The following is a 26,293-nucleotide window of genomic DNA, read 5'->3' as shown; positions in this document are numbered from 1 at the left end:
TCAATTATTATTTTTTATTCTGGGCTTCAACCAGCGTTTTGATTTGCTGTTTAAGTTCATCCATCTCCGCACGAATATAGTTAATATTTTCGTAATTCTGCCGGTTATGTTCCTCGGCATGCGTTTCCTCTTCTTTCGCCTCATTCATCGCATCAATGATAATCCCGATAAATAGGTTTAGCACCGTAAAAGATGTGACGATAATAAATGGAATAAAGAATAACCAGGATTGTGGATAGACTTCCATCACGGGGCGGACAATCCCCATCGACCAAGATTCAAACGTCATAATCTGAAAGAGCGTATACATACTCGCACCCATGGTACCAAACCACTCAGGGAAGGACTCACCAAATAGATTAGTACTCATGACCGCGCCAATATAGAACAGAATCGCCAGAAGGCCTGCTACCGATACCGCACCAGGGATAGCGCGTAACATACCACTGACGACGCGACGCATACTGGGCACGGCGTTGACTAAACGCAATAGACGCAGAATACGTAATGCACGGAGCACTTCTAGGCTGCCAGAACCTGGTATTAATGCGATGCCAACAATAATAAAGTCAAAATTATTCCAACCGTTACGGAAAAACTGCAAGCGATAGACAAAGAGTTTCATCAGGATTTCGACCACAAAAATGGATAAACACAAGGTGTCTAACCAATCGAGGGCATTAATCACGTCATTTGAGAGACTTTTAGAGGTTTGAATGCCTAAAATCGCCGCATTAAATAGGATGACCCCAATGATAAAGTTACCAAACCATTTTGCTTCAACAATCTGTTGAACACGCAAGGTAAGAGAGCCAGCTGTCTGAGTCATGATGTGTGTAAGTTCCTTATGCTTGAATACGAGTTAATTTTTTTTACAAATTATAGAGATGTTGCGCATTGATGCTAGTGTTATGATTAAAAAAATACTAAACCTACCGAGGACCGTGTCGTGAGAAATCTACTAAAGTTAATGTCGAGTGTTGTTTTGGTGAGTTGGATAACGTTATTCGTTTTGCCTGTTGCCAAAGCGCATAGCGATGCGACTTATCAGTTTGTGATTGAAAGCGGTACCTTAACTCATTTACGGCAGCAGTTAATCCTAGCGCCCCAAACGCTCGAGGTGAAAACCGGTGAGGTGGGACAGATGGGGATTCTGGTGCTTGGCGAAGAGGCTGCACGCGATCAGATTTATGTGTTTGTGGATTTGTTAACCACGACCTTTTATTTTGCCGAACGCGCAACAACACCGAACGAGATTATGCGTGAAGCGCGTCGTTATGGCGGTATTTTGCGTGCATCGGCAGATCGCTTTGATCGACCAGAAGGTCATTCTGCCCACGTCAACACACGCAATACGCGATTGGTGGTTAATGCACGACGGCTGCAGGAGTGATTTATCTCAACCTGGATGCTAAAGGCGTGGTTTGTTTGATTGCGGTCTATAGCTCGTGTGTGATGATCCAGCTAAACCCATTGCGATTACTAAACATGGTAAGCCCTGCGCCGTGCTTGAACCGTTTGATAAGAACAGGGATGGTTTTATGAATGCGCTTGAACAATGGCGTACAAACAATCAAGCTAACATGGTTGATGAAGGTTTTGAGCCGGTTCGCACCGAGGACAAGGGGCGGGAGTTTTCATGGTAGAGGCGAGTTATTTGCTGGATATGAATGTATTATCCGAAGCCGTTAAACCTCAGCCAATCAGCAGGTATTGTCTAATCTAAAACAGGCATCACGCTCAGTTTTGTCGATAGTCAAATTGCCGCTATTGCCATCGTCAACGGTCTAACACTTGTAACAAGAAACGTCATCGATTATCAAGCGATACCGCATTTGAAAATAGAAAATTGGTTTGATTGAAACCCACTTTGAGTCAATTGACGAGCTGGTGAAAGGCGTGGCAAGTCTCAGTCCAAGGTGCTTGTTTGTTCTGGATTTTGATATCAGAGCCGTCTAGCATTTTAGTGAGTAAAAATCCAAATAGGCCTAGTCGTATGTACGGTTTTTGTATATACTTTTATGTATATATAAATGGGGGCAAAAATGGAAGCAAAAATTTTTCAATCCGGCAATAGCCAAGCGGTACGCATTCCGAAAGAGTTTCGTTTTGACGTGACCACTGTCGAAATTTTTAAACGTGGTGATGAAGTGGTGTTAAAGCCTAAACCTAAAAACCTCGGTGAGGTTTTTGATTTGTTTGATGGTGTGTCGGATGATTTTATGGCGAATGGTCGTGGCGATGAATTGCCGCAAGAGCGTGAGGCCTTGTAGCTATGTATATGCTAGACACCAATATCTGCATTTATATCATAAAAAACAAACCGGCAAGCGTGCGGGCGAAATTTGAGCAAATGCAGATAGGGGATGTAGCGATGTCTATGATTACCTTTGGCGAATTGGAATATGGCGCGTTACGCAGTCAGAATGCAATAAGGCAGTTGCAGATTATTGATGATTTATCTCGTTATATTCCTGTATTGGCGATGCAACAAGAGGTCGCAAAAACCTATGCGGAAATTCGTGCTGATTTGACGAGTAAAGGCACGCCGATTGGTAATAATGATTTGTGGATTGCCGCGCACGCACGCACTATAGGTGCAACCCTAGTGAGCAATAATACAAAAGAGTTCGTCAGAGTCGATGGTTTAAAGCTTGAGAATTGGGTTTAAATTAACCTCTTTTTAACCCGACAAAACCTGTCGCTAAATCCTAGGCTCCTGCTAGGATTTTATCCGCTGATTCGTTACATTACCCATCACTTGAACCTAATACGAGTAAAATAATATGCCGGATTTAATGGGTGTCGATTCATTACATTTGGCGCCCCAATTTAAAAGACGTAGGGGATAACTTCTTGATTGATCTTGCTGTAGCGGCCAATGTGAAATTTACTCTAACGAATAACCTAAAAGATTTTAGCAAGGCACAACTTAGGTTTGATTCTTTTTCAATTATCACTATTTGAAGAAGGCCTGCAGTTGCTGGATAAGCTTAAAGCCCCTGAAAACTGACTTTGGTACGCGCAAAAAGCGATTGAAAATAATTGGTCTCGTAATATCTTAGTGATGCAAATCGAATCGAGGTTGCATTTACTCATCTTACCTTATCATGATGTAACGAGTATTTTGAGCAGTGAAATACTATATAGCAGATATCTAGTGCAACTAAACAGGCTTATCCTAAACAGGCTGAGTCTAGGATTTAGGCCTGCCGGATGATTTAGATTTTTATTAACTGCGTCACCACTGGATCAGCACATTGCTACAAACCGAGAACCTGCTTCAAGTGGCGCGCATGGCAGGTCACAAGTCCACCAAGATGATTGAAAAACATTATGGTCATCTTATCCCTGACCGCGCCAAAGCGAGAATTACCATGCGATTAGACCGATTAGCCCAAGGCAATGCGTGAGATTACAAGCAGCTAGATGCCCAACTTTATGAGTTGCGAATTGATGTAGGCAAGGGCTGGCGCGTTTACTGTACACATGAAGGTGACAAAATAATCTTGCTCATGTTGGCGGGTGATAAACCAAAGCAACCCAATGATATACAAACACTAAGGAGCTGGTTAAATGAAAAAACTTGAATCTGTACCCTATGATTCAGCGGATTACCTGAACACTGAAGAGAATGTTATGGCTTATCTCGAAGCCTGCCTAGAAGAAAATGATCCTGAGTTTTTTATCTATGCGTTGGGCGTGGTCGCACGTTCCAAAGGTATGACGGAAATAAGTCATCGCACCGGATTGGGCCGCGAAAGCCTGTATAAGTCATTCGGCGAAGGCAAGCATCCACGATTTGAAACCGTCTATAAAGTCATCAATGCGCTCGGCTTAGAGTTCCGCTTACAGCCGCAAGCAAAGGGTGGCATCGGCTAAAATCTTGGAGTCAATGATAAGTTTTGATTTTATTGGTACGACCGAGTGGATTCGAACCACCGACCTCACCCTTATCAGGGGTGCGCTCTAACCAACTGAGCTACGGTCGTATATTTGGAAGCTATACGGAACTTGTAGTTGGTACCAGTGGGCGGACTCGAACCGCCACGCTTTTAAAGGCACCGGATTTTGAATCGCACTTATTTGGCAACCATTGTTGCTTGAAGTAGGCGCATATTAAACCAAGAATGCCCACGTTGCAAGGGGTCGCATAGGATTTATTTTAAAAAGAGTGCACACCAAGTGCATACCACGTTGGCCAAGTGTGCATTTTTGAGGGGTAATAAAATCAATGGGTTATGAATCGGGGTGCACACCAAGTGCATACCTTTTTAGGTCATTTTGAGGGTTTTTGACTGCCAAAATATCACTTAATTCTAGCCCACGCTGTTGGCAATAGATTTTGCATTTCAAGATAGCTTCGTTTTGAATCTGTCGTACTCGATCCGGTGATATGCCAAGCTGAGCGCCAATTTCTTTACAGGTGAATTCTCTCATTAGTGACAATCCTCTAACCTTATAAAAAACGCCCTTTCGGGCGCTTGGTTGCTAATGCACAAAGGAGTGTTGCCATTAGCTGCCGCGGTTGCTTTGGAACGAGGTGACTCACGGCTAAAACCTCTGCCACGTTATGCGGTTATACCGCCCCTGCGTGGCTCAGGGGACTTGCTATCGCTAGCAATTACACAGGTTTTGAACCCAATACCAAAAACTTCACCGCTTCCGGGTTAGTTACGGCACCGCCTAAGCGCTTACGGGCGTAATACTTAACCCAACCCGGCTTGGTGAATGAATCACGCTGAACGGTAACGCCCAAGCGATCAACCACGGTATACGCTTCGTTGAAATCACCGAACACCGCGCCCACTTCATCAGCGGCCAGGCCTGGCATATCCTCAGCGATAAACACCGGATAACCTAAAAGGCGATCAGGCGCTCCGGCTGTGATAGCAGGCTCGAACAAATAGCGATCTTGGCTGTCTTTCAACTTGCGGATCTTTGACTTCATTGCACGCGTCATCAACCATGACGCACCGTTCAGATAAGCTGATTTCAATGAATCAACCATATCAATTAGCGCATCAGGGTCGGTGATGTCAGCATCTGCACCGCTATAGATTGAACCGATCTGATATTGATCAGGATCAGCGCCCCAAGTGAAGTCATCATTAGCCACGCTGTTGTAGGTCAAAAGCCCACGCGGTTGGCCTAAGCCATCACCAAGCAAGAATGCTGCTTCTTCTTGGCGATTAAAGCGACTGGCTAACTTGCTCTGTAACCACTGCTCAACATTGAAGCTCGAATCTTCAAGCATCTGCAAGGTGACTTCCGGGTTGGCGTAATGCTCATGCACGGTGATTTTGTGACGTGTTAAGAAGCTCGCGTCAGTCTTAGCGCGTGGATCAAGTTCGCCAATCCAATCTGATAGCGGCTCGCCACGATCAACCAATACTTCCAAGCTGTCGCTTGCCGTGGTCATGGTGCTTGCTAATTGGCGCATTGGGTTAGTTTCGCGGATCTGTTTAAAAATCCGGTCAGCCCATTGCGAACGTACTGAAACGCCTTGCCCGTCACTGGTGACGCTCAATTCTTTGCGCTCAATCTCAGGCATTAGGCCTTTCTGCAAAAACTTATGCAGGTCAGGATCTTGTTTCGCTTCATAGCGATCAACGTCACCGCGAACGAATTGGTTTTTCTGTGCAAGCTCAACCTCAATCAGCTTTCTATCTAGCATTTCAAACATCTGTTCAGTTTGATTAAGGCGGGTTGCGATTTCGTTTGAGCGTTGCTCAACAATGGTTTTGATCTCGGTTAAATCAGTCATGATATTTCTCTCTCATAAGTTAAAAGTTAAGTTTTGAATCTCACTCAACTGGTCACATATAAGAGTGCTTGCGCGGCTCTCTTGTGCCGGGTTGCGCGTTGCTGAGTTAAGGCAATGAGTGCTTGCGCGGCTCATTCTGATTGCTAGCCAATCAGTAGAAACCATTTTCCACGCTTACCAACTGGCCAGGGCTGGCAAGGTCTAGGAAATCGCTTCTAGTAGATTCCAACGCTTCAAAGATCAGATTAAAACTTTTCTTATTGGCGCTGATAACTGCTCCGGCCACTGAGTTCACAAGGTCATCATGTGCGCCCGGGGCATGGTCTATGCTGTCTTTACCACTTCGGCTAGTCCGTCTTTCAAGGCTAGTGAATTGGGTCAGGATCTCAGCATGGTCTAACAACTCCACGCGGCCGCTATTAATAAGCGGTAACGTGTCGCGGTATAGGTCGCTTCTTGGTCGGTCACTAATGCGGTATTGAATGCCGGCCTTAGAAAATAGCTCGCGTGGAAATTCACCGGCATAGCGGTCGCCAGTGACTTCACTAATTTTGTATTGCTTGAGTAGTGCCGCGTATTCTTCAACAACGGCCGCGGGGCTAAACGGTGGCTTGATTGAGCGCACCGCATCAAGCACAACAATGTCATCTTCTTTATGTGCAATCGATAGTGTCCACGCGTCTTTTGATCCACCGCTTGGATCTGTAAAAGCCACGTATTTAATTTCGCTAATCGGTTTTAACTCGCGTCGGTTTGGCACGGTGCAAGATTCAACGCTTTCACGTGAAATAAAGCTTTCAACGTCTGTTCTAAATTGTGCCAAGTATTCAGCTTTAGCCGCGCTTGGGTCGCGGTCTAGTGCTTGGGTGACGACTTTCTCAGGCAAGCTTGGATTCATGGTGCGACTAGGTGCTTGGGCGACTAAGATTTCATTGTTTTCTTTGCCGAAATAGCGCTTGTATGAATCCCATAATGCACCGCGTCGGGCATAGGGACTTGATAGCGCAATCATCTTGCCGTTAAGGGTCGCTAATGCGGGTCTAAGTGCGTTTAAAATCTCGGTGTCGGGATTAGATGATTCATCTGAGCGCCAAAATGCCACTTCGTCAGCGATAACGCACGGTATTGTGTAACCACGCACGGATCTGAATGACGCTGTACCAACTTCGATTGCGCATCGGTTGCTGAGTTCGATTGATTCCTTATCTTCTCTCACGATAAGGCTTTTAAGCATCGGGTTTTCATTGAGCAGGCCGCTAATGTATCTGAATGCGCTCCGGGCTTGTTTGCGGTCTGCCGCCACTAACATCACGGTAGCAACTTCACCGGGTGCAAGCTTGGTTGCGTGGTCATTGAATACGGCTTCATATACGGCTAGCAGGGCGCTAATATTTGTCTTGCCGCCACGTCTGCCAACAACTAGCCACAGTTCGTCATGTGGGGCGTTTGGTGCGTTCTCGCGGCCTGTTAAGGCCTTGAATGTGTCTAGTTCGTCGTCTGATAACGGTAGGCCATAGAATCCGCTTAATAATGCTCGCCAAGCGTTCCAAGTGTCACCGCTAAAGGTGTCACCGAATAGCTGAGGGTCGCTCATTAGGTCGCGGATAGTAATCATCAGCTCACCGCCTTAGTCTTAATGTAATCGCTAATATCAACCGCGTGTTTTACACGTGTTAATCCTAAGCGGCCATATAAACCTAAAAGGCTGTTGGTGGCTTGAATCCATCGGTTGGCGTCGAATTCTTGACCGGTCGCAAGCTGTTGTTCCTGTTGCGCCAAAAAATACTCCAACCACAAAGCGCGCTCCATTAATGACCGCTGTTGATAGCTGAGTTTGTCAATACCGCCAAGATCCCGGCTGAGTTCTTCATAGCGCTGTTGCATGATCTGAGCAATACCAGTTCGCCCGTCTAGCTGATCTAGCCAACCGTTTTTAAATTTGCTTGGTATCTCTGTTGCTTTTGCCATCTAATCAGCGCCTAAGTGCTTTCTATTTAACTCAATTATACGCCAATAAATAGCGTTTACAAGCATAAATTCTTTTAAAATCAATAGCTTATGTGTATATCTTAATATTCTGAAATAGCTTGAATTGCATACTAAATTGCACACAAATAGGCGGAAGTCGATAAATAAAGGGGGCGCATCGGATTATGTATCCCGCATTTTTTAGCGGGTAGGGGCGTTTTTGGTCTGAAAATCTAGCCATGCTGTGATGGTGGAGACGTTTTCACATACACACACCCCCCCCCATATAGCCCCCTAAAATAAGATATGTATATGTGTGTGTGTCTATTTGTCTCTACAAAGCATGGCTAAGCCTTATTCTATCGGGGTTTATCGTGGAGACACTACCTGTCTCTATCATGTCTCTATCTGTCTCTAGTAAGTAAAAAAAAACGGCCTATTTGGCCGTTATGGTGGAGACGTGGAGACAATGGTGGAGACGCCTTTGTCTCTATCATTTTGCGGGTATATCATCAACATGAATTAACACTGTGCCGCCTTTCACGCGTACTTCTTGCGCTAATCCATCTCGTTGCAATGCCTTTAAAACCTGCTCTTGCTCAAATAGTTTCAGCTTTTTATATTTGCGCGAAAACTTTTTAAGTTCTGAAAGCCTTATTTGTCGCTTACGCGTTAAAAGGTCTGCAACTTGATCATAAGCCTGCACGGTTGGATCATCACCACCCAAGCCGCCTTCATGGTCAATATAAGCCTTTGCGCGCTCATACAGATTCAAGCGGATCTCATAAGCCTGCACTAGGTCATCTTTTAAAACCTCCATTCTGTTATTGGCCAGTGCAATCAATCCGGCAAGCTTTAGCGCCTGCTCGCTCAACCGCCCGGCTAGGTGTGGATCAGCAAACTTTAACGGCTCGATTGTTTGAGAATCAAACTCAATATAATATTGGCGCGCTTCATCGCTTAACTGGATAGGCTCATCAGCAATCTTTAAAATGCGCTCTATGCCCACCAATAGCGATTCCGTTGGTTGCCACTTAAAGCCGCTATATCTCTTTTCTATGCGCTCAGGATTGCCCACAAACATAATAAAACGGTTATAGCCGCCTGCATCGGCTTGGCTTCCGGTTAATGCTTCCGTTAATCGTTCGCCTGTGGTGGTTGCAAAAATGGTGACGCGGGGATTTTGTACCGCTTCATATTTATTCATTACCGCATTCGGCACGTTTACCTTTTTGAAGCCTTTGGTGTAAATCTGCATTAAATAGCCCATTGTGCCTTGCTTGTGCGAATCACCGCCTTTGCTTGCTTGAATTAGCCATTCTGCAAATTCATCACTAAAGAATGTTTGCGCGTTGTTTGCTTCAAGCAACTTGTGCAATCCTTGCGGGCTTGCGGGTGTTGCTTGCTGAATACCCGGGCGGATTGATAGATTAAAGCGGCCTGTTAAAAGTTCGTCTAGGTGCGTGAATGAGCTAATTAGCGATTCCTTACCATAGCCCGTTTTTGCCATAACAAGCCAATACTCGTTCAAGCTTAATTTGCCTTGTAAGCTGTTCAAGTAAGCTTTATTTTGCGCATAGTGCGCTATAAAAGCCATTGCGCTTACTGCGGCCATCGCCCGGCAAGGGTAGATCATGCGCCCATAGATATACTCTTGCATTTCACCAAGCAAGCCGGGTAAGTGCATAATATGCGGGCTGAAATCCGGCAAATAAGATTTTTCGTCTTTGGTGTCCGTCGGCAAAGAATCAAGAAGTTTTTGTGCTTCTGCTTCTCTATGTTGGCGTTGGCGCTCTTTTTGCCCCTCGGGATCAAGCTCATTTGCTAATGTTTTGATTGCTTCTTTTAAATTGCCGTTGAACCTGTAGTGAACAATCAAATCAACAACATCATGAGCAAAGCCATCATTTAGCGGGTCGCTTGCGTGGTGGCTGTAATAACGGCCATCAGCAAATACCACTATTCCCGGCTCTTTGGTTGAGCTGTTAGGGTGCAGATAAACGCGCTTATCGCCTCTCATGCCCTTAAATTCGTACCCGTTGGCCTCAATTATTGACACGGTGTCATAGGCTTCTTTGATTTTCTCTATAATCCCCGCACCAAAGCTTATGCGCGCGGGGGCAGTCTTGGCGCTCTCTGCTTTTTTCAGTAGATCGTCGCCTTTGAGGTTAAGGCCGTGCTCTACCGCCAATTCCTCAAACGCTTGGATCATCTTTAACGCATCTGCTTGGCTAAATAGCGGCAAGTCGAAAGAATCCACCTCCCACACTGGCTTTGGTGTCCACGCGTAAGGCTCGCCAGTGTCCGGGTGAATGCCTGCCGCCACAAACTGTTGGCCATCGCCTAAAATTTCAAGTTGGTTTTTTTCGTCTTTATCATCTGCCGGGTAAAAGTCTTTGCTTTTAAGCTTACTCATTGGCGCTTTTGATAAAAAAGGAATACCAACTTTTGGGGCTAAGCCCACGCGATATAAAAAGCTGTTGGCGTGTTCCGGATAGTTACGCCTTAGCCAACCTGTATACGCATCGCATAAACCTTTGTTGCGCGCATCAACATCAATAAGGTGTATGAATTCACCCGGGCTTATTTCTTTACCGCAAATAATACCGAACCCGGTGTGGTTGCGATTATAAGAAGCAGCGGATCTCATTGGGTTATTCACCCAGTCTTTTTTTGTTGGGCGCTTACCGGTAACCGTGGTTAAACTGAATCCGGCTTCTATCGCTTTTTGGGTCTGCTCAATTATTTCTTTGCTAACAGCCATTAGTTCACCCCCAAAAATAAGACTGGGATCAGTAAACCAAGTGAAATCGTTATGAAATAAATTATTGTGTTATCATAAATCTTGCGGAGGTCGGGACTTAGGTTTCGGCCTTTTTTCATTTTGCTTCCTCCAGGTAAACACAGACAACACCGTTTTCATTTACGCGGCTTCTTAGCTGATAGTCCTCGCTTCTACTGTGCATAACAGGCTCACTGGATATGATTTTGCGAACCTGTGCCACTGTAAATCCTTGTCGCTTGCAAAACCATAAAAGGTTAGAGTAGGATTGTTCATAGCCGGGCACGTTCTTTAGGCGGTTAAAAATAACCATTGGAAGTAAATCGTTCATTACACACCCCCTAATTCAGCACGTAAACGGAATAGGTTGTCGCCCCGTCTAAGTCCTAGCATGGGGATTTCTCGGATTACGTCGGCATCAATTAATTCAAAGACTATCGGTGTAATTTCAGAAGTAGAAAAGCCGTTTTTAAATAACAGACTAAAAAATTCAACCGCGCTAACCGTTCCTCTTGCTTCAAGCTGATTGAGCAACCACTCAAAAATTGATTGCGCATCGGGATTTATTTCTAGTGTGTGGTTTAGTTCGTAAAAGTTCATGTTATTTAGCCTCCGTTAGTCGTGAAATGTTTTCAGCAAATACATTCATGCGCTTAATGAAATCCTTTTCGGTTTCATCGCTTGGGCGGGTGATTAAATGGGTTTTAACTTGCGCGCCAATAATGCGGCCATCTGTTGTTTTGATTAGTTCGATCATGCCGCGCCCTCAGTGTTGGATATACCAAGCCATAAACGCTTGCGCATCAATCAAGCGCGCTTTGCCTTTGGTCTTGAACACGGCATTAGCTTGGATTAGCTCATCTTGGTTGCGGTCGATCATCATGCGGATTGAACGCGGCTTAACGCCTAAGCGTTGCGCGTATTCATCGGCAAAAATTTGGATAGGTTTTAGATTTTCTAAGTTTGGCATTTTAGCCCCCCTGTGGTTTTCAAGTTGTTTGAAATTAGTGCTCAGGGGTATGGTATGGGTGAGGGTGAAATAAAAATAAGGCTGATTGCCTACAGGGGGAGCTTCCTTTTTATAATTTTTCTTTATTTTTCATTGAGTTAATGTGTTTTCTCACCGCTTCAGCGCCTTTAGAAAGGTCTACATTGTGCTCGTCTTGTCCGAATCCTGGCCAAGCACCCAATCGCTTGGCTAATGACTCATAAATTTCTTTTTTCTTGTAATCAAATTGGCAAAGGCGCAAATAAAGCCCTAAAACATCTGTTTCTTTATTCCAGGGTTGAACACTGTTCTGTCCGCCCGATAGCTTTATCCTTCCTTTAAAATAGCCGTGTATAAAGTTTCCTAGCCATTCGGGGGTGTCGGGTAAGTAGGATTCCATTAATAAAGCAACATCACTTGGCTTGGTTATAATTTTTGTTAAACCTTGTGAGTGAATAAAGCCGTCTTTTTGCTTGAGGTTGCTAATCTGTCTTTTCAGCTGAGCAACCCGGCCTTTTTCTTTTTTATAGTATGGCAAAAGCTTTTCTACTAATTGATCTAAAGTCATTTCTTCCATCACATTGCCCCCTGTAGATAATCAAGGTCGCGTTTTTCAACGGTGGTTTTTATATTTAGCGCCTTAGCATAGCGCAAGGTCATGGCTAGGGTCTTATGATTGAGTGTGCTTTGGATTTCTTCAAGTGAAAAGCCATCTAATAGCATCGTGCTTGCCGCTGTGTGGCGTAAATCGTGAATACGTAATTCTTTAGGCATCTGAGCGCGCTTCTTGGCCTTGTTCCAGTGGTATTCAATATGCACCATTGGGCGACGTGGATCTTTTCGGTGCTGAAATACCCAATTAGATAGCGGTTGGCTTAACTTCCATTCTCTGAGCATCTTAATAGCGCTCTGTGGAAGCTTCACGGCATGATCTGAACCGTTTTTAGTTTTAACCAGTGTAACAATGCCTTGCTTCAAATCTACGTTTTCCCATCTTAGCCGGGTGATTTCACCCTTACGGCTTCCGGTGGCCAGTAGTAAAAAAACAACAATATAAAAACCTTTCCATTCACTGGCCTTGCAAGCTTCAAGCAATTTAATTTGCTGTTCCTTTTCAAGAAATAAATGTCGGCCTTTTGATTCTTTACCACGTGGCGCGCCTTGCGTGGGATTGATCAAACTGTATTTCTTGAAATCCTTTTGGCGCATGATGAATTTATACAGGCTACTTAATGCGGACTGGTAACGGTTGCGCGTGGCATCGCTCAATTCTTTAGCGTCTTGAATGCGGTCTAGTTCAAGTTCAAACTCTAAGCGGGTGATTTCATTAATCGGGCGATTGAGTAGGGCGGTGAATGCTTGAATGCGCTGTACTGATTCAAGCGTGGTTTTGTTGTCACACCCGGTCAGGTATAACGGAATGCACTCTTTAAGCGTGGGCGTTTCATTTCTAGCCCGGGCTTGGTCGATTTCATCAATAATTAATTGCGCGGCTTTGGCTTTGCGTGTGGGATTGCCTTTTGAATCAGTCGCACCTAGGTAGGCTAAATCGTCTAGCCATTCTTGCGCATCTTCTTGGGTGTCGAATAGTTTTGAGTACCGAACGCCTTTATATTGCTTCTGAGCATAAAAGCGGGTTGAATTGCCGTGTTTGCGTCTTGAAATAGTCATGATTTTCACTCCCAAAAGTGGGGCGGTAAAAAACGCAGTGCATACAGAATGCACACTTGCTTAATAACCGCGTTATTTGTAAGGTTTTTGAGCACTACTTCAAACAACCTAAATAACGTGCAAAATCAATATCTTATGTTGGTACCAGTGGGCGGACTCGAACCGCCACGCTTTTAAAGGCACCGGATTTTGAATCCGGCGTGTCTACCAATTTCACCACACTGGCATGTGTTTGTGTGGCGAATTATAGGGATGCCGCTTGGCCTTGTCAATAACTCGTCTTTGAAATTAGCTAAAATACTTGCCTTAGAATCACCGACTGCTTTTTATCACCAGAAGATTGTTGACCTAGCAGGCCTGGTTTTACGGCAAATAATAATTTTTACTTGTTGTTTTTAAAGGTGTCTGTATAATTTTGCGCTTAACTTTTATGTATTTATTTAACTTTAAAATCAACAATTGGTAGTGAGTATGCAAGTATCTGTCGAAAAACCTGAACAAGGCCTTGAGCACAAAATGACCGTGACCTTTCCATCGGATGACTTTGATGCCAAGGTGGAAAAACGCCTTGCCGAAGTCCGTCGTACTGTAAAAATGGATGGTTTTCGCCCTGGTAAAGTGCCGTTGTCGATGGTGAAAAAACGTTACTCTGGCCAAGTACGCCAAGAGTTACTTGGTGAAACATTATATGACGCGTTCTTTAAAGCAGCGACAGATCAGTCAGTCAATGTGGCGGGTTACCCTGAATTTGAAAATGTTGATATGAACGAGGGTAATATCGAGTTTGTAGCAAAGTTCGAGATTTTTCCAGAAGTTACGTTACCAGATGTGAGCGGCCTTGAAATCGAGGAATTGGCGAGCGAAGTGACTGAAGCCGATGTTGATGCGATGATTGCACGTTTACAAGAGCAGCGTGCTGCTTGGAAGCCTGCAGGTGCCGCTAAAAAAGCGAAACAAGGTGAGCAGGTTGTTATCGATTTTGTTGGTAAGGTTGATGGCGTTGAGTTTGAAGGTGGTAAAGCTGAGAATGTTCCGTTAGAACTTGGAAGTGGTCGAATGATTCCTGGTTTTGAAGATGGCGTTCTGGGCATGAAAAAAGGTGAGCAAAAAACAATTGATGTTACTTTCCCTGAAGCTTATCCAGCCGAGCATCTAAAAGGCAAAACGGCACAGTTTGATATTACGGTTCATTCGGTACAAACCAAACAAATGCCAGAGCTTGATGAAGAGTTTGTTAAAGCCTTTGGTGTTGAAGAGGGTACGGTTGAAGCATTACGCGCTGAAGTTCGCGACAACATGGAACGTGAGTTAAAGCGCACGTTGGATGTTAAAAATCGCCAGGCGGCGTTTGATGCGCTCGAAAAAGCGACAGATCTTTCGGTTCCTAAAGCCTTGGTTGCACAAGAAGCACAATCGATGTTGGATCAATACATGCAGCGTTTAGAGCAGCAGGGTATGCCAAAAGATCAAATGCCTGGTTTGTCGGCTGACATGTTTACGCCTGATGCCGAACGACGTGTTAAGTTAGGACTCGTTATTGCTGATTTAGTGAAAGCGAATAACATAGAAGCCTCACCTGAGCAGTTGGATGAATTTATTGCTGATCAAGCGTCTGCCTATGAAGACCCCGCTGAAATTAGAGAGTGGTATGATAAAAACCCTGAGCGTATGAGTGAAGTGAAGGCGATTATTGTTGAGTCAAACGCTGCGAAGCACATTCTTGGGCAAGCTAAAGTTAGCAAGGTGTCTAAAGCTTTTGATGAGATTGTGAGTCAAAAAGCGTAATATTGCGTCCCTCCAGTTTTACGGAGGGGACGAATTCTATTCAGCCCCGTGATTCTTTTGCGCAAAAGACTCCGGGGCTGTTTTTTTTATGAGCTGTAGCGGCTAAGATAGAGTAAATTTGCAAATCACAAGTCGTACAGATCATTTAAGTTTTTAAGGAAGGTAAATGGATCACTCTAATATTATGAATGCCTTGGTGCCCATGGTCGTTGAGCAAACAAGTCGAGGTGAACGTGCGTTTGATATTTATTCACGTTTGCTTAAAGAGCGGGTTATTTTTTTAGTCGGACCCGTTGAAGATCACATGGCTAACTTAATTGTGGCTCAAATGTTATTTTTAGAATCTGAAAATCCAGAAAAAGACATTCATCTTTATATTAATTCACCCGGTGGCAGTGTGACGGCTGGGATGGCTATCTATGACACGATGCGTTTTATTAAGCCGGATGTATCTACGATGTGTTTAGGTCAAGCAGCTAGCATGGGCTCGTTTTTATTAGCGGCCGGCGAGAAGGGCAAACGCTTTGCCTTACCTAATTCACGTGTAATGATTCACCAACCTTTGGGTGGGTTTCAGGGGCAAGCCAGCGACTTTGAAATTCATGCGCGTGAAATTTTGTTTATTAAAGATAAACTTAACAAGGCACTGAGTGAAAATACTGGCCAACCGCTTGAGGTGATTGAGCGTGATACAGATCGAGATAACTTTATGAGTGCAGAAAAAGCAAAAGAGTATGGTTTGATTGACCAGGTTCTTGGCAAACGTGGTGAATAGCCCAAAGGAGAAACTATGTCTGAAAAAACCTTGTATTGCTCTTTTTGTGGCAAAAGCCAAGATGAAGTTAAAAAGCTCATTGCTGGGCCATCTGTTTATATTTGTGATGAGTGTGTCGAGCTGTGTAATGATATTTTGCATGAAGAGTTTGGTGAACCGGCTGAAGCAACGTTCGATTTAGAGCAGTTACCTACTCCGCGCGAAATTAGTGGTATTTTAGATGATTATGTTATTGGTCAGCAGCATGCTAAGAAGGTGCTGTCAGTAGCTGTTTATAACCATTATAAGCGTTTGCAGCATGGTCATGCCCAAGATGATGTTGAATTATCAAAAAGTAATATCCTGTTAATTGGGCCAACGGGTTCAGGTAAAACATTATTGGCTCAAACCTTGGCACGTTTGTTAGATGTCCCTTTTGCCATTGCTGATGCGACCACGCTAACTGAAGCGGGTTATGTCGGTGAAGACGTTGAGTCAATTGTTTTAAAGTTATTGCAACGATGTGATAACGATCCACAAAAAGCAGAACGCGGTATTATCTATATTGATGAAATCGATAAGATTACCCGTAAATCAGAAAACCCATCCATTACACGAGATGTGTCGGGTGAGGGCGTGCAACAAGCGTTATTAAAGCTGATCGAAGGCACACAAGCGGCTGTGCCACCTCAAGGCGGTCGTAAGCATCCAAACCAAGAAATGATTTATGTCGATACCTCGAAAATATTATTTATTGTCGGCGGTGCGTTTGAAGGCCTGGATCGTGTTATTGAGCAGCGAATGCAACAAAACACGGGAATAGGCTTCGCCGCCGAAGTGAAGGATCCTTCCAAAAAAGCCGCGATTAGTAAATTGTTTGAAAATATTGAGCCTCAAGATCTTAATCGTTACGGCCTGATCCCAGAATTTGTGGGGCGCCTTCCGGTTATTGCTTCACTGACTGAACTGGATGAAAAAGCCTTGATTCAAATTTTGACTGAACCTAAAAATGCGTTAGTTAAACAGTTTCAAAAGATGTTTGCGCTTGAGGGTGTTGAGTTAGAAATTCGCAAAGATGCCTTGCAAGAAATTGCCAATTTAGCGATTACTCGTAAAACAGGTGCCCGTGGTTTACGTTCAATTATGGAAAAAATCTTGCTGGATACCATGTACGAGTTGCCCGGTATGAGTGATGTGCAGAAAGTAGTTGTGAACAAGGCTGTTGTTCAAGGTAAAAAGCCGCCGATGATGGTTTATGAAGAAGCGGCGAAAACAGCTAATAAAAAATAAAGGGGTTGAGCATGGGGCAGCTTGCATCAAAAGATACTAAGCGGGTGTTAATCATGCCATTGCGTGATGTGGTGGTGTTTCCGGGTTCGGTAATGCCGTTATTTGTAGGTCGTGAAAAATCGATCAACGCGGTGTACGAAGCCCTTAAGCGCGATCGTTTACTATTTTTAATTGCGCAAAAAAATCCAGATCAAGATCAACCTTCGCGTAATGATTTGTATGAGGTAGGCACGCTTGCGACGATCCTTCAAACGCTTAAATTACCTGATGGCACTGTTAAAGTACTGGTTGAGGGGGTGCAGCGTTATAGCCTTGAGCAGTTGCATAATGAGGGTGAGTTCCTCGCGGCGGATATTGAAGCATTGCCAGTAGATTTAGGTCCTGACACGGAAACTAACCCACTGAGGGCAGTGTTGGTTGAGCGTTTTTTTCATTTAGCGGAAATTAAAAAGAAGCTACCTGCCGAGGTGCGCGAAAGCATTGAAAAAGCAAAAGATGCCGCCAAATTAGTTGATTTAATTGCGGTAAGTCTAAGCTTGTCTATTGAAAAAAAGCAGCAGCTGCTTGGTCAGATTTCAATCAATGCGCGCTTAGAAGCCCTGTTGAGCTTTATCGAAGAAGAGATCGATATTATCGAATCTGAAAAACGCATCAATATGCGGGTTAAAAAGCAAATTGATCGTACTCAGCGTGAGTATTATTTGAATGAAAAGCTCAAGGCTATTCATAAAGAGCTCAATCAGGATGATGAAGATCCTCAAACAGGCATGGAAGCAAAAATTGCTGCCGCCAAAATGCCTGAAGCCGTTGCTAAGCGTGCAAGAACGGAATTTAAGAAGTTGCGCCAAATGCAGGCACAGTCCGCAGAGGCCAATGTTATACGCAACTATTTAGATTGGTTGGTTAGCCTACCTTGGTCGAAACGTAGTCGTGTGTTCAAAGACCTTGTTAAGTCGCAAGACATCCTTGATGCGCAACACTTTGGCTTAGAGCGCGTTAAAGAGCGCATTATTGAATACCTTGCAGTACAGCAACGAGTCAAAAAACTTAAAGGACCTATTTTGTGTCTGGTTGGGCCGCCTGGTGTGGGTAAAACTACCTTGGCTCGCTCGATTGCAGAAGCGACTAATCGCGATTATGTGCGTGTCGCGCTGGGCGGTGTGCGTGATGAGGCTGAAATTCGTGGCCATCGTCGTACCTACATTGGCGCCTTGCCTGGCAAAATCATTCAAAAAATGGCGAGTGTAAAAACCAAAAATCCGCTATTTTTATTAGATGAGGTCGATAAGATGAGCCGCGATATGCGCGGTGATCCAGCAAGTGCATTGTTAGAAGTACTTGACCCAGAGCAAAACAGTCATTTTAACGATCATTATTTAGAGGTCGATTATGACTTGTCAGATGTTTTGTTTGTGGCGACATCAAACTCGATGGATATTCCGGAAGCCTTAATGGATCGTATGGAGGTCATTAACTTGGCTGGCTACACCGAGCTAGAAAAAGTTCGCATCGCCATTGATCACCTTATTCCTCGCCAGCTTAAAGACCATGGTTTAAAGTCCACTGAGTTAACGATTAGTGAAGAGGCGGTTGTAGCGATTATTCAGACCTATACACGTGAAGCAGGGGTGCGCTCTTTAGACCGGGCGATTGCCAAGATTTGCCGCAAGGCTGTCAAGGCCATTCTGACTGAAAAATGTTCGCAAATTGCCATTGAGAAAGCTAACCTGGCGGATTATCTGGGTGTGGCTAAGTACCGTTTTGGCTTGGCGTCAGAACAAGACCGGATTGGTCAGGTCACTGGATTGGCTTGGACGCGTGTGGGTGGTGATTTGTTGCGTATTGAAGCCACAGCAATGACCGGCAAAGGCAAGTTGGAAACAACGGGTCAGTTGGGTAGTGTGATGACGGAGTCGGTGCGTGCAGCGATGAGTGTGATTCGCTCACGTTATAAAGACTATGGTTTGGCGGCAAATTTCTATGAAACCCAGGATTTGCATTTACACTTTCCAGAAGGTGCGATTAAAAAAGATGGTCCCAGTGCCGGTATTGCCGTGTGTACTGCGATTATTTCAGCCCTCACGCAAATTCCGGTGCGCGCTGATATTGCCATGACGGGTGAGATTACCTTACGTGGTGAGGTGTTACCTATTGGTGGCTTAAAGGAGAAGCTCTTAGCCGCGTTAAGAGGCGGAATCAAGCGCGTGCTGATACCAATTGATAATGTGCGAGACTTGGATGAGATCCCAGCTGAAATCACTGACGCATTGAGCATTAAATCGGTACAGTGGATTGAAGAGGTGGTCTCTGAGTCATTGGCTTATGCACCGACGCCTGTGGATGATACTATTGTCGCTGCAGAAGCGGTCGTTGCGAGCGAAACGACGGATGCCGCTGTTAAGACGAGTCACCATTAATACTAAAGTAAAAATTTACTAAATTTAGTTTTATATTGGTTGACAATCCCCACGGGCGCCTTATAATACGCGCATTGTTTATCGCGACTAACCACGCGGAAAACGGGTGCTTAGCTCAGCTGGGAGAGCATCGCCCTTACAAGGCGAGGGTCGGGGGTTCGATCCCCTCAGCACCCACCAAAATTTGGAGCGGTAGTTCAGTTGGTTAGAATACCGGCCTGTCACGCCGGGGGTCGCGGGTTCGAGCCCCGTCCGCTCCGCCATATATCAAAAGCTAGCTTTGCTAGCTTTTTTATTGAGACAATGACACGTCTTAATACTTGTGAAAGTTATAGTGTTGAGTGCAAGCTCAAACTGCAAATTCGGGTGCTTAGCTCAGCTGGGAGAGCATCGCCCTTACAAGGCGAGGGTCGGGGGTTCGATCCCCTCAGCACCCACCAAAATTTGGAGCGGTAGTTCAGTTGGTTAGAATACCGGCCTGTCACGCCGGGGGTCGCGGGTTCGAGCCCCGTCCGCTCCGCCATATCTTTAACGCGCTGCGTCTTTATGACCAGCGCGTTTTTTTATAGCTTTTTTTTATCGCTTTTTAAGCCTCACCCTCATAACACTCTGCTTGTTCATCTTGATCTGGAAAAATCACATATTGTAAACACCAAAGATCATAGAGTAAATGGGTGACTGGACGTTGTTTGACCCAGCGCGACAGAAGTGCGTTTGCATAAAAGGGTTGATTAGCCAGTTCCATGAGGACGCCAGCACCAATATCGTCACCTACAGGCCAAGCACTGCCATTGATAAACAGCGTGACCTGTCCTGTTTCAGGGTCGCGACTATAAGCAAAACGGCAGACTGGATCACGTTCAAGACGTTCAGCTTGCGCTAAGGCTTGTTGAAATTGATTAATGTCGGCCTGTTCTTCTGGTGTGAGTGGATCTGGCAGCTGTTGATGAGACTGCTCATCAAGCTGTGTAGCAAAGCGACCAAACCAGGCCTGCATCGCTCGATCATCTTGTGCTAAGGCGAGCAGCTGTTGTTGTGCATGTTGCCATGCACTATCAGGTGCTTCTCCTGGCTTGGTATCTTGCCAGTTGGGGTCTTGATAAATCCCCTGTGCGAGGTTGTTAGCCAAGCTCTTAGTTGAATCTTGAGTTTGCTCTGCCAGGTAATCACCAAAACTATCCCACAACTCTTGCGCTTTATAGCTCCTATAGCCGACAGAAAAGGTCATGCATTCATTATCTAGCGCCACACCATGATGCCCCCATTTAGGCGGAAGGTATAGCAGATCGCCCGGCTCTAACACCCATTCATCTTCAACCTTAAATTCTTGCATTAAGCGCAAGGCTACATCAGCTAAATAGTTTTCAGGGTGACAGTCTTGTGAGGTGATCTGCCAGCGCCGAGTACCGGCAGCTTGTAACAGAAACACATCATAGTGATCGTAATGAGGGCCGACATTGCCACCTTCGGTGGCATAGCTGATCATTACGTCATCCAGACGCCAACGGGGAATAAAATCAAATTCAGTCAGTAGCTGATGAATTTCAGGAATAAGCTTATCCATGCCTTGGACCAATAGCGTCCAATTTTTTTCCGGCAGTTGCATAAAGTCCTGATCGGTAAAGGGACCATGGCGTAATTGATAATCTTGTGCGCCTTGTTGAATCACAAGACGACTTTCAATCCCTTCTTCTAGCGCCAGGCCTGCTAACTCTTCAGGGGCAATTGGGCTGACAAAATTAGCTAGCGCCTGTTTTATCAGCAGGGGTTTCTTTTGCCAGTATTCGCGTAAAAAACAGGCCTGGTCAATGCTGCCAAAATGAATCATCTTAACGACCTTTTAAAATGCTAAGGGCTAATTCGATCGTCTCCGCTTGGCGAGCCGCATTACCAATATAGCTGGCAGGGGTCATGTCACGCAGGGCTTTTTTGGCGTCACTAGGTAGATCCAAGCGATCGACAAACTCTTGCATGATTTGTGAGTTAACTCGGCGTCCGCGAGTAAGCTCTTTGAGTTTTTCATAAGGCTGTTCAATACCATAGCGGCGCATAACGGTTTGAATGGCTTCCGCTAAGACTTCCCAGTTTTCGTCTAGGTCTTGGGCCAGTTTGGCTTCATTCACTTCCAGTTTACCTAGGCCTTTAAGGGTCGCGGCGATGGCAATACTGGTATGAGCTACGCCCACACCCAAATTACGCAACACCGTCGAGTCGGTTAGGTCACGCTGCCAGCGCGAAATCGGCAGTTTCTGCGCTAAATGCTCAAAAATGGCATTGGCTAAGCCTAGGTTACCTTCAGAATTTTCAAAATCAATAGGGTTAACTTTGTGAGGCATGGTTGATGAGCCAATTTCACCGGCAACGGTTTTTTGTTTGAAAAAGCCCAGCGCAATATAGCCCCAAACATCACGATCAAAGTCAATCAAAATGGTATTAAATCGGCTAACCGCATGGAAGTATTCGGCAATGTAGTCATGAGGTTCAATTTGAATGGTGTAAGGGTTCCAAGCCAAGCCAAGATTATTAACAAATTGCTCACTAAGTTCATACCAGTTGATGTCGGGATAGGCCGACAGATGCGCGTTATAATTGCCAGTTGCGCCATTAATTTTGCCCATAATTTGTACTTGCATCAGTTGTTTGGTTTGACGCTGTAGGCGGTAGGCCACGTTAGCAAACTCTTTACCAACGGTCGTGGGTGAGGCGGGTTGACCATGGGTGCGTGATAACATCGGAATGTGCGCCATGGCCATCGCTTGTTGTGCAATTTCATCAATCACTTGTTGCATCTGGGGCACAAGATTTTGCTCTCGTGCTTCTTTAAGCATCAGCGCATAGGCTAGGTTGTTAATGTCTTCCGAAGTACAAGCAAAATGCACAAACTCACTTACCGCGGCAAGTTCGTCGTGACTTGCCATGTGTTCCTTAATAAGGTATTCCACCGCTTTAACATCATGGTTGGTGGTGCGCTCAATATCCTTGACGCGCTGCGCCATCTCAAGGGTAAAGTCACTGACTAATAACGCTAAATGTGCCTTTGCAGATTCGCTTAAGCTGGGCACTTCTGGAATCGCTGGATGATTAGCAAGCATCTTTAACCACGCTACCTCAACTCTGACACGGTTTTTGATTAAGCCAAATTCACTAAAAATAGCTTTTAAATCATTTAGGCGCGCGCCATAACGACCATCAATGGGTGAGATGGCGGTTAATTCTGATAGGGCGAGATTAGGTTGAGTAGCTTGGGACATAGTTGATTCCTTGCATGTTCGATAAAAAAATGAAGACTAAATCGTGATATTATATATTAAATTTATTTATCGTGACTTGACTAGGTCACACCTATCCGAGCTCGCTCCGTTTAGGTGTACTTGCAGATTATTGGGAGAAAACGAATGTTAGAGGCTTATCAACAGCATGTTCAGGAGCGCGCCGCTGAGGGCGTACCCCCTTTGCCATTAGACGCAAAACAAACCGCAGAGCTAATTGAACTCATCAAAGCAAACACTGGCGATGTGGATGCGCTACTTGAATTGTTAACGCATCGTGTTCCGCCTGGCGTTGATGAAGCGGCCTATGTTAAAGCAAGTTTTTTAGCCGATGTGGCGCATCAGCGTGTAACTGTGCCAGTGATTTCGCCAGCTCATGCGACTTTTTTATTGGGCACCATGCTTGGTGGATATAATGTCCAGCCGCTTATTGAGTTGTTAGATAGCACCATAGCTGAGGTGGTTGATAATTCGGTGGCAGCTTTGTCTAAAACCTTGTTGGTTTATGATGCCTATCATGATGTGATTGCAAAAGCTGATACTAATGCCAATGCTAAAAAAGTAGTAGATGCCTGGTGTGCCGGTGAATGGTTTACTGCTAAACCTAAGATGCCTGAACAAATTACCGTGACGGTGTTTAAGGTTGATGGTGAAACCAATACCGATGATTTATCACCCGCGACGGCGGCATGGTCACGCCCAGACATTCCACTGCACGCCAAAGAGATGTTGGCCGCGCGCATGGACGATGTGCCGGCTTTAATTGATCAGTTGAAGGCAAAAGGGCATCCAGTTGCTTATGTAGGTGATGTGGTGGGTACCGGATCATCACGTAAGTCAGCCATGAATTCGGTCATGTGGTGGTTTGGTGATGATATTCCTTATGTGCCCAATAAGCGTCAAGGGGGCGTGGTGTTGGGTGGCAAAATTGCGCCTATTTTCTTTAATACGGCCGAAGACTCCGGCTCGTTACCGATTGAATGTGATGTCACTAAAATGAACATGGGCGATGTGATTACCATCCATCCTTATGCGGGCAAAATTACCAATGAAGCGGGTGAGGTGATTAGTGAGTTCAAACTTGAGCCTATTACCATGCCTGATGAAGTGCGTGCTGGCGGGCGAGTGCCTCTAATCATTGGTCGCGGGCTAACTGATAAGTCGCGCAGAGCAATGGGCTTGTCACCTAGTGATTTATTTATTCGCCCTACTGATGAAGATACCTCCACCAAAGGCTATACTCTAGCGCAGAAAATGGTCGGTCAGGCTTGTGGTGTGCAAGGTGTACGTCCTGGTACCTATTGTGAGCCGCGGATGTCGACCGTGGGTTCGCAAGATACGACCGGTGCAATGACCCGTGACGAAATGAAAGAATTGGCCTGCTTAGGTTTTAGCTCGGATTTTGTATTGCAGTCTTTTTGTCATACAGCGGCCTATCCCAAACCCGTTGATATAAAGCTACAACACAGTCTGCCGGACTTTATGACCAGTCGTGGTGGCGTGTCATTACGTCCGGGTGATGGCGTTATTCACTCTTGGCTTAACCGGATGTTATTGCCCGATACGGTCGGTACCGGCGGCGATTCACACACCCGTTTTCCAATAGGTATTTCGTTTCCAGCAGGTTCAGGTCTGGTGGCCTTTGGTGCCACACTCGGGGTGATGCCATTGAATATGCCAGAGTCGGTGTTAGTGCGATTTAAAGGTGAAATGCAACCGGGTATTACCCTGCGTGATCTAGTCAATGCCATTCCGTATCAAGCGATTCAGCAAGGTTTGTTGACCGTTGAGAAGAAAGGTAAGAAAAACGTCTTTAACGGACGTGTGTTGGAAATTGAAGGTTTACCTAATTTGAAAGTCGAGCAGGCGTTTGAATTATCCGATGCATCGGCTGAACGTTCGGCTAATGGCTGTGTGGTCAAATTAGGTCAGGAGCCGATTATCGAGTTCCTAAAATCCAATATTCGTTTAATTGAGTGGATGGTTGAAAACGGCTATCAGGATGCACGTACCTTGTTGCGTCGTCGTGATGAAATGCAAGCCTGGATTGATAACCCTGTGTTACTTGAAGCGGATGCCGATGCAGAGTATGCCGAAATCATTGAAATTGACTTAGACAAAATTTTAGAGCCGATTGTGGCCTGTCCGAATGACCCAGATGATGTGAAATTGTTATCAGCGGTTGCTGGCGATAAAATTGATGAAGTCTTTATTGGCTCCTGTATGACCAACATTGGTCATTATCGTGCTGCTGGCAAGGTACTAGAAACCTTACAAAGTTCGGTGCCCACTAAGTTGTGGATTGCGCCGCCCACCAAGATGGACGAACGCCAATTAATTGAAGAAGGGTACTATAGTATTTTTGGCCGCACCGGTGCACGGACAGAAATGCCGGGTTGTTCTCTGTGTATGGGTAACCAAGCCCGTGTGGCGGATGGCGCAACGGTGTTTTCAACCTCAACACGTAACTTCCCGAATCGCTTGGGGAATGGCGCCAATGTTTATTTAGGTTCAGCGGAACTCGCTGCTGTAATTGCCGCGACTGGTAAAATCCCGACTGTCGAGGAGTATCTTGCTCAGGTAGGCAAGTTGGATACGATGGCGGATGATGTGTATCGTTATTTGCAGTTTGATGAAATGGCGGATTATGAAATTAAGTCGCCTGAAAAACTAGCGGATATTGCGGTCGCGGTGGCGTAGTTAGTCACTAAACGACCCGGTTAGCACCCAAAAAAAACCCGGCATAGTCGCTATGTCGGGGTTTTTTTGGGTGCGCGGTTTTAGAGTTAAGCTTGCGTTTGCGCAGCAATCTTGTTGAGGGTAGTTAGCTCTAATCCTAGGCTTTGTCCTTGTTTTAAGGCGCGGGCTAAACGTGCCGGTGCTGAACGCCCCATGCATTTGTGATCGGGGTCGCCCTTGAAGGCTTGCAGTAAATCGTTCATCACCTGATCAACATCGAGTGTCTGATTGATTTGTGCTTGCTGCAGTGCCATCACATCGGTCACTACGGCTGAGAGTAAATCGCGGTGGGTTTGAGCCAATTCGTTAACGTCGCCGCCGACAACCAAGCCTGCTATATTGGTGCTGAGAATATAGACATTTTTAAGTGCTAATTGATATTCTAATTCAGCTGCACTGGCTAAGGCATAGGCAGGCAGGTCTAGGCTGGCAAGCAATTCAATAATTAACTGCGCCTGTTGGCCATATACCGGTGAACTTTGCACCACCTTTGAATCCATGCCTTTTTTCTTTTCAAACCAGACGGAGATGACCGTCGCTTCGGGCGTTAAGGTTTGAAAGTCTTTTGGTAAAAGTTCGTTTTGAATCAATACTAGTTTGTCATGCCATGCATTAGGCAGGTTTGCTAGGGTGCTAGATAGATCTTGCTCTCCGACACAAACAATAACGGCAACGGGGTTTGTGTGACTTGCTAACGCGTCTGTATCGGTGTGGCGAAGAACGGGGGTAACACGGTAACCCTGCTTCAATGCGCCGCGCGCAAAGACACTGCCCAGCTCACCTAATCCAATAACAATAATATCTTGAAGGTTAGAATGATTCATCGCTGACTCCTGAGTAGATGATTTACAATAAGCGCTAGT

General features: G+C 45.3%; 25 protein-coding genes and 6 tRNA genes. 15 read left to right on the top strand and 16 right to left on the bottom strand.

The genetic code is table 11. The features are described from left to right. Positions 1–7: 7 nt before the first annotated feature. The gene (locus tag BM293_RS02130; RefSeq protein ID WP_093446467.1) at positions 8–829 is read right to left on the bottom strand and encodes an ion transporter; all 822 of its coding nucleotides are present in this window, start codon (positions 827–829) and stop codon (positions 8–10) included. A 120-nt stretch (positions 830–949) separates the two neighbouring features. On the opposite strand from BM293_RS02130, the gene BM293_RS02125 reads away from it, so the two are divergent. The 6 genes from BM293_RS02125 (at position 950) to BM293_RS02095 (ending at position 3,882) form a co-directional block, all read left to right on the top strand. Then, entirely contained in the window at positions 950–1,393 is a 444-nt protein-coding gene (locus BM293_RS02125) for a hypothetical protein (protein WP_093446466.1), read from the top strand. A 55-nt stretch (positions 1,394–1,448) separates the two neighbouring features. After that, entirely contained in the window at positions 1,449–1,646 is a 198-nt protein-coding gene (locus tag BM293_RS02120) for a hypothetical protein (protein ID WP_093446464.1), read from the top strand. 399 nt (positions 1,647–2,045) lie between these two features. Beyond that, positions 2,046–2,273, top strand: a complete 228-nt coding sequence (locus tag BM293_RS02115; protein WP_093446463.1) for an antitoxin — start codon at positions 2,046–2,048, stop codon at positions 2,271–2,273. 2 nt (positions 2,274–2,275) lie between these two features. Continuing rightward, on the top strand, positions 2,276–2,671 hold the full coding sequence (locus tag BM293_RS02110) for a type II toxin-antitoxin system tRNA(fMet)-specific endonuclease VapC (protein ID WP_093446461.1): 396 nt from the start codon (positions 2,276–2,278) through the stop codon (positions 2,669–2,671). 589 nt (positions 2,672–3,260) lie between these two features. Further along, on the top strand, positions 3,261–3,413 hold the full coding sequence (locus BM293_RS10270; protein ID WP_200770591.1) for a hypothetical protein: 153 nt from the start codon (positions 3,261–3,263) through the stop codon (positions 3,411–3,413). Positions 3,414–3,576: 163 nt separating this feature from the next. Further along, positions 3,577–3,882: an addiction module antidote protein gene (locus tag BM293_RS02095; RefSeq protein WP_093446460.1), complete on the top strand. Its 306-nt coding sequence runs from the start codon at positions 3,577–3,579 to the stop codon at positions 3,880–3,882. A gap of 33 nt (positions 3,883–3,915) precedes the next feature. Here the strand turns inward: BM293_RS02095 and BM293_RS02090 are convergent. The 12 genes from BM293_RS02090 to BM293_RS02035 form a co-directional block, all read right to left on the bottom strand. Further along, positions 3,916–3,992 (bottom strand) — tRNA-Ile (locus tag BM293_RS02090). Between the two features lie 247 nt (positions 3,993–4,239). Next, positions 4,240–4,440, bottom strand: a complete 201-nt coding sequence (locus BM293_RS10430; protein WP_093446458.1) for a sigma factor-like helix-turn-helix DNA-binding protein — start codon at positions 4,438–4,440, stop codon at positions 4,240–4,242. A gap of 184 nt (positions 4,441–4,624) precedes the next feature. Then, positions 4,625–5,767, bottom strand: coding sequence for a phage major capsid protein (locus tag BM293_RS02080; protein ID WP_093446457.1), 1,143 nt, complete (start codon positions 5,765–5,767; stop codon positions 4,625–4,627). 151 nt (positions 5,768–5,918) lie between these two features. Continuing rightward, on the bottom strand, positions 5,919–7,382 hold the full coding sequence (locus BM293_RS02075; RefSeq protein ID WP_200770590.1) for a hypothetical protein: 1,464 nt from the start codon (positions 7,380–7,382) through the stop codon (positions 5,919–5,921). Beyond that, complete coding sequence (locus tag BM293_RS02070; RefSeq protein ID WP_093446455.1) at positions 7,382–7,735, bottom strand: hypothetical protein; 354 nt, start codon at positions 7,733–7,735, stop codon at positions 7,382–7,384. The genes BM293_RS02075 and BM293_RS02070 overlap by 1 nt, the downstream gene beginning before the upstream one ends. 493 nt (positions 7,736–8,228) lie before the next feature. Beyond that, positions 8,229–10,499: a DUF3987 domain-containing protein gene (locus BM293_RS02065; protein WP_093446454.1), complete on the bottom strand. Its 2,271-nt coding sequence runs from the start codon at positions 10,497–10,499 to the stop codon at positions 8,229–8,231. Between the two features lie 348 nt (positions 10,500–10,847). After that, on the bottom strand, positions 10,848–11,117 hold the full coding sequence (locus tag BM293_RS02055) for a hypothetical protein (protein ID WP_093446451.1): 270 nt from the start codon (positions 11,115–11,117) through the stop codon (positions 10,848–10,850). 1 nt (position 11,118) lies between these two features. Next, positions 11,119–11,274, bottom strand: a complete 156-nt coding sequence (locus tag BM293_RS10215; RefSeq protein ID WP_159428443.1) for a hypothetical protein — start codon at positions 11,272–11,274, stop codon at positions 11,119–11,121. Between the two features lie 9 nt (positions 11,275–11,283). Then, complete coding sequence (locus tag BM293_RS02050; RefSeq protein ID WP_093446450.1) at positions 11,284–11,487, bottom strand: hypothetical protein; 204 nt, start codon at positions 11,485–11,487, stop codon at positions 11,284–11,286. Positions 11,488–11,596: 109 nt separating this feature from the next. Continuing rightward, the gene (locus tag BM293_RS02045) at positions 11,597–12,082 is read right to left on the bottom strand and encodes a hypothetical protein (RefSeq protein WP_093446449.1); all 486 of its coding nucleotides are present in this window, start codon (positions 12,080–12,082) and stop codon (positions 11,597–11,599) included. Continuing rightward, positions 12,082–13,176, bottom strand: coding sequence for a tyrosine-type recombinase/integrase (locus BM293_RS02040; RefSeq protein WP_093446448.1), 1,095 nt, complete (start codon positions 13,174–13,176; stop codon positions 12,082–12,084). Before BM293_RS02040 ends, BM293_RS02045 begins: the two co-directional genes overlap by 1 nt. A gap of 139 nt (positions 13,177–13,315) precedes the next feature. Then, positions 13,316–13,402 (bottom strand) — tRNA-Leu (locus BM293_RS02035). A 245-nt stretch (positions 13,403–13,647) separates the two neighbouring features. Here BM293_RS02035 and tig point away from each other — a divergent pair. The 8 genes from tig (at position 13,648) to BM293_RS01995 (ending at position 19,945) form a co-directional block, all read left to right on the top strand. Further along, positions 13,648–14,961 (top strand): trigger factor, encoded by a 1,314-nt coding sequence (gene tig / locus BM293_RS02030; RefSeq protein ID WP_093446446.1) that lies wholly within the window; start codon positions 13,648–13,650, stop codon positions 14,959–14,961. Between the two features lie 166 nt (positions 14,962–15,127). Beyond that, positions 15,128–15,736 carry an ATP-dependent Clp endopeptidase proteolytic subunit ClpP gene (clpP, locus tag BM293_RS02025; RefSeq protein ID WP_093446445.1) on the top strand — a complete coding sequence of 203 codons (609 nt, stop codon included), beginning with the start codon at positions 15,128–15,130 and terminating at the stop codon, positions 15,734–15,736. Between the two features lie 15 nt (positions 15,737–15,751). Beyond that, the gene (gene clpX, locus BM293_RS02020; RefSeq protein ID WP_093446444.1) at positions 15,752–17,005 is read left to right on the top strand and encodes an ATP-dependent Clp protease ATP-binding subunit ClpX; all 1,254 of its coding nucleotides are present in this window, start codon (positions 15,752–15,754) and stop codon (positions 17,003–17,005) included. 11 nt (positions 17,006–17,016) lie between these two features. Then, positions 17,017–19,422, top strand: a complete 2,406-nt coding sequence (lon, locus tag BM293_RS02015) for an endopeptidase La (RefSeq protein WP_093446443.1) — start codon at positions 17,017–17,019, stop codon at positions 19,420–19,422. A 104-nt stretch (positions 19,423–19,526) separates the two neighbouring features. After that, positions 19,527–19,602, top strand: a tRNA-Val gene (locus BM293_RS02010). 6 nt (positions 19,603–19,608) lie between these two features. Further along, a tRNA-Asp gene (locus BM293_RS02005) sits at positions 19,609–19,685 on the top strand. 101 nt (positions 19,686–19,786) lie between these two features. Then, positions 19,787–19,862 (top strand) — tRNA-Val (locus tag BM293_RS02000). A gap of 6 nt (positions 19,863–19,868) precedes the next feature. Continuing rightward, positions 19,869–19,945, top strand: a tRNA-Asp gene (locus tag BM293_RS01995). Positions 19,946–20,008: 63 nt separating this feature from the next. On the opposite strand, the gene BM293_RS01990 is transcribed toward BM293_RS01995, so the two are convergent. Both BM293_RS01990 and purB read right to left on the bottom strand, forming a co-directional pair. Then, complete coding sequence (locus tag BM293_RS01990) at positions 20,009–21,250, bottom strand: cupin domain-containing protein (RefSeq protein ID WP_093446441.1); 1,242 nt, start codon at positions 21,248–21,250, stop codon at positions 20,009–20,011. 1 nt (position 21,251) lies between these two features. After that, a complete protein-coding gene (gene purB, locus BM293_RS01985) occupies positions 21,252–22,673 on the bottom strand; it encodes an adenylosuccinate lyase (protein ID WP_093446440.1) in 1,422 nt (473 codons plus the stop codon). Positions 22,674–22,817: 144 nt separating this feature from the next. Between purB and acnB the strand changes: the two genes are divergently transcribed. Further along, complete coding sequence (gene acnB, locus BM293_RS01980; RefSeq protein WP_093446438.1) at positions 22,818–25,391, top strand: bifunctional aconitate hydratase 2/2-methylisocitrate dehydratase; 2,574 nt, start codon at positions 22,818–22,820, stop codon at positions 25,389–25,391. Between the two features lie 86 nt (positions 25,392–25,477). Here the strand turns inward: acnB and BM293_RS01975 are convergent, their stop codons facing one another. Then, complete coding sequence (locus tag BM293_RS01975) at positions 25,478–26,254, bottom strand: hypothetical protein (RefSeq protein WP_093446437.1); 777 nt, start codon at positions 26,252–26,254, stop codon at positions 25,478–25,480. Between the last annotated feature and the right edge of the window lie 39 nt (positions 26,255–26,293).

The sequence above is a fragment of the Thiomicrospira sp. ALE5 genome, from assembly GCF_900112445.1.
GTDB lineage: Bacteria > Pseudomonadota > Gammaproteobacteria > Thiomicrospirales > Thiomicrospiraceae > Thiomicrospira.
The sequence above is the reverse complement of the archived record's forward strand: the minus strand, read 5'-3'. Positions and strand labels throughout refer to the sequence as shown.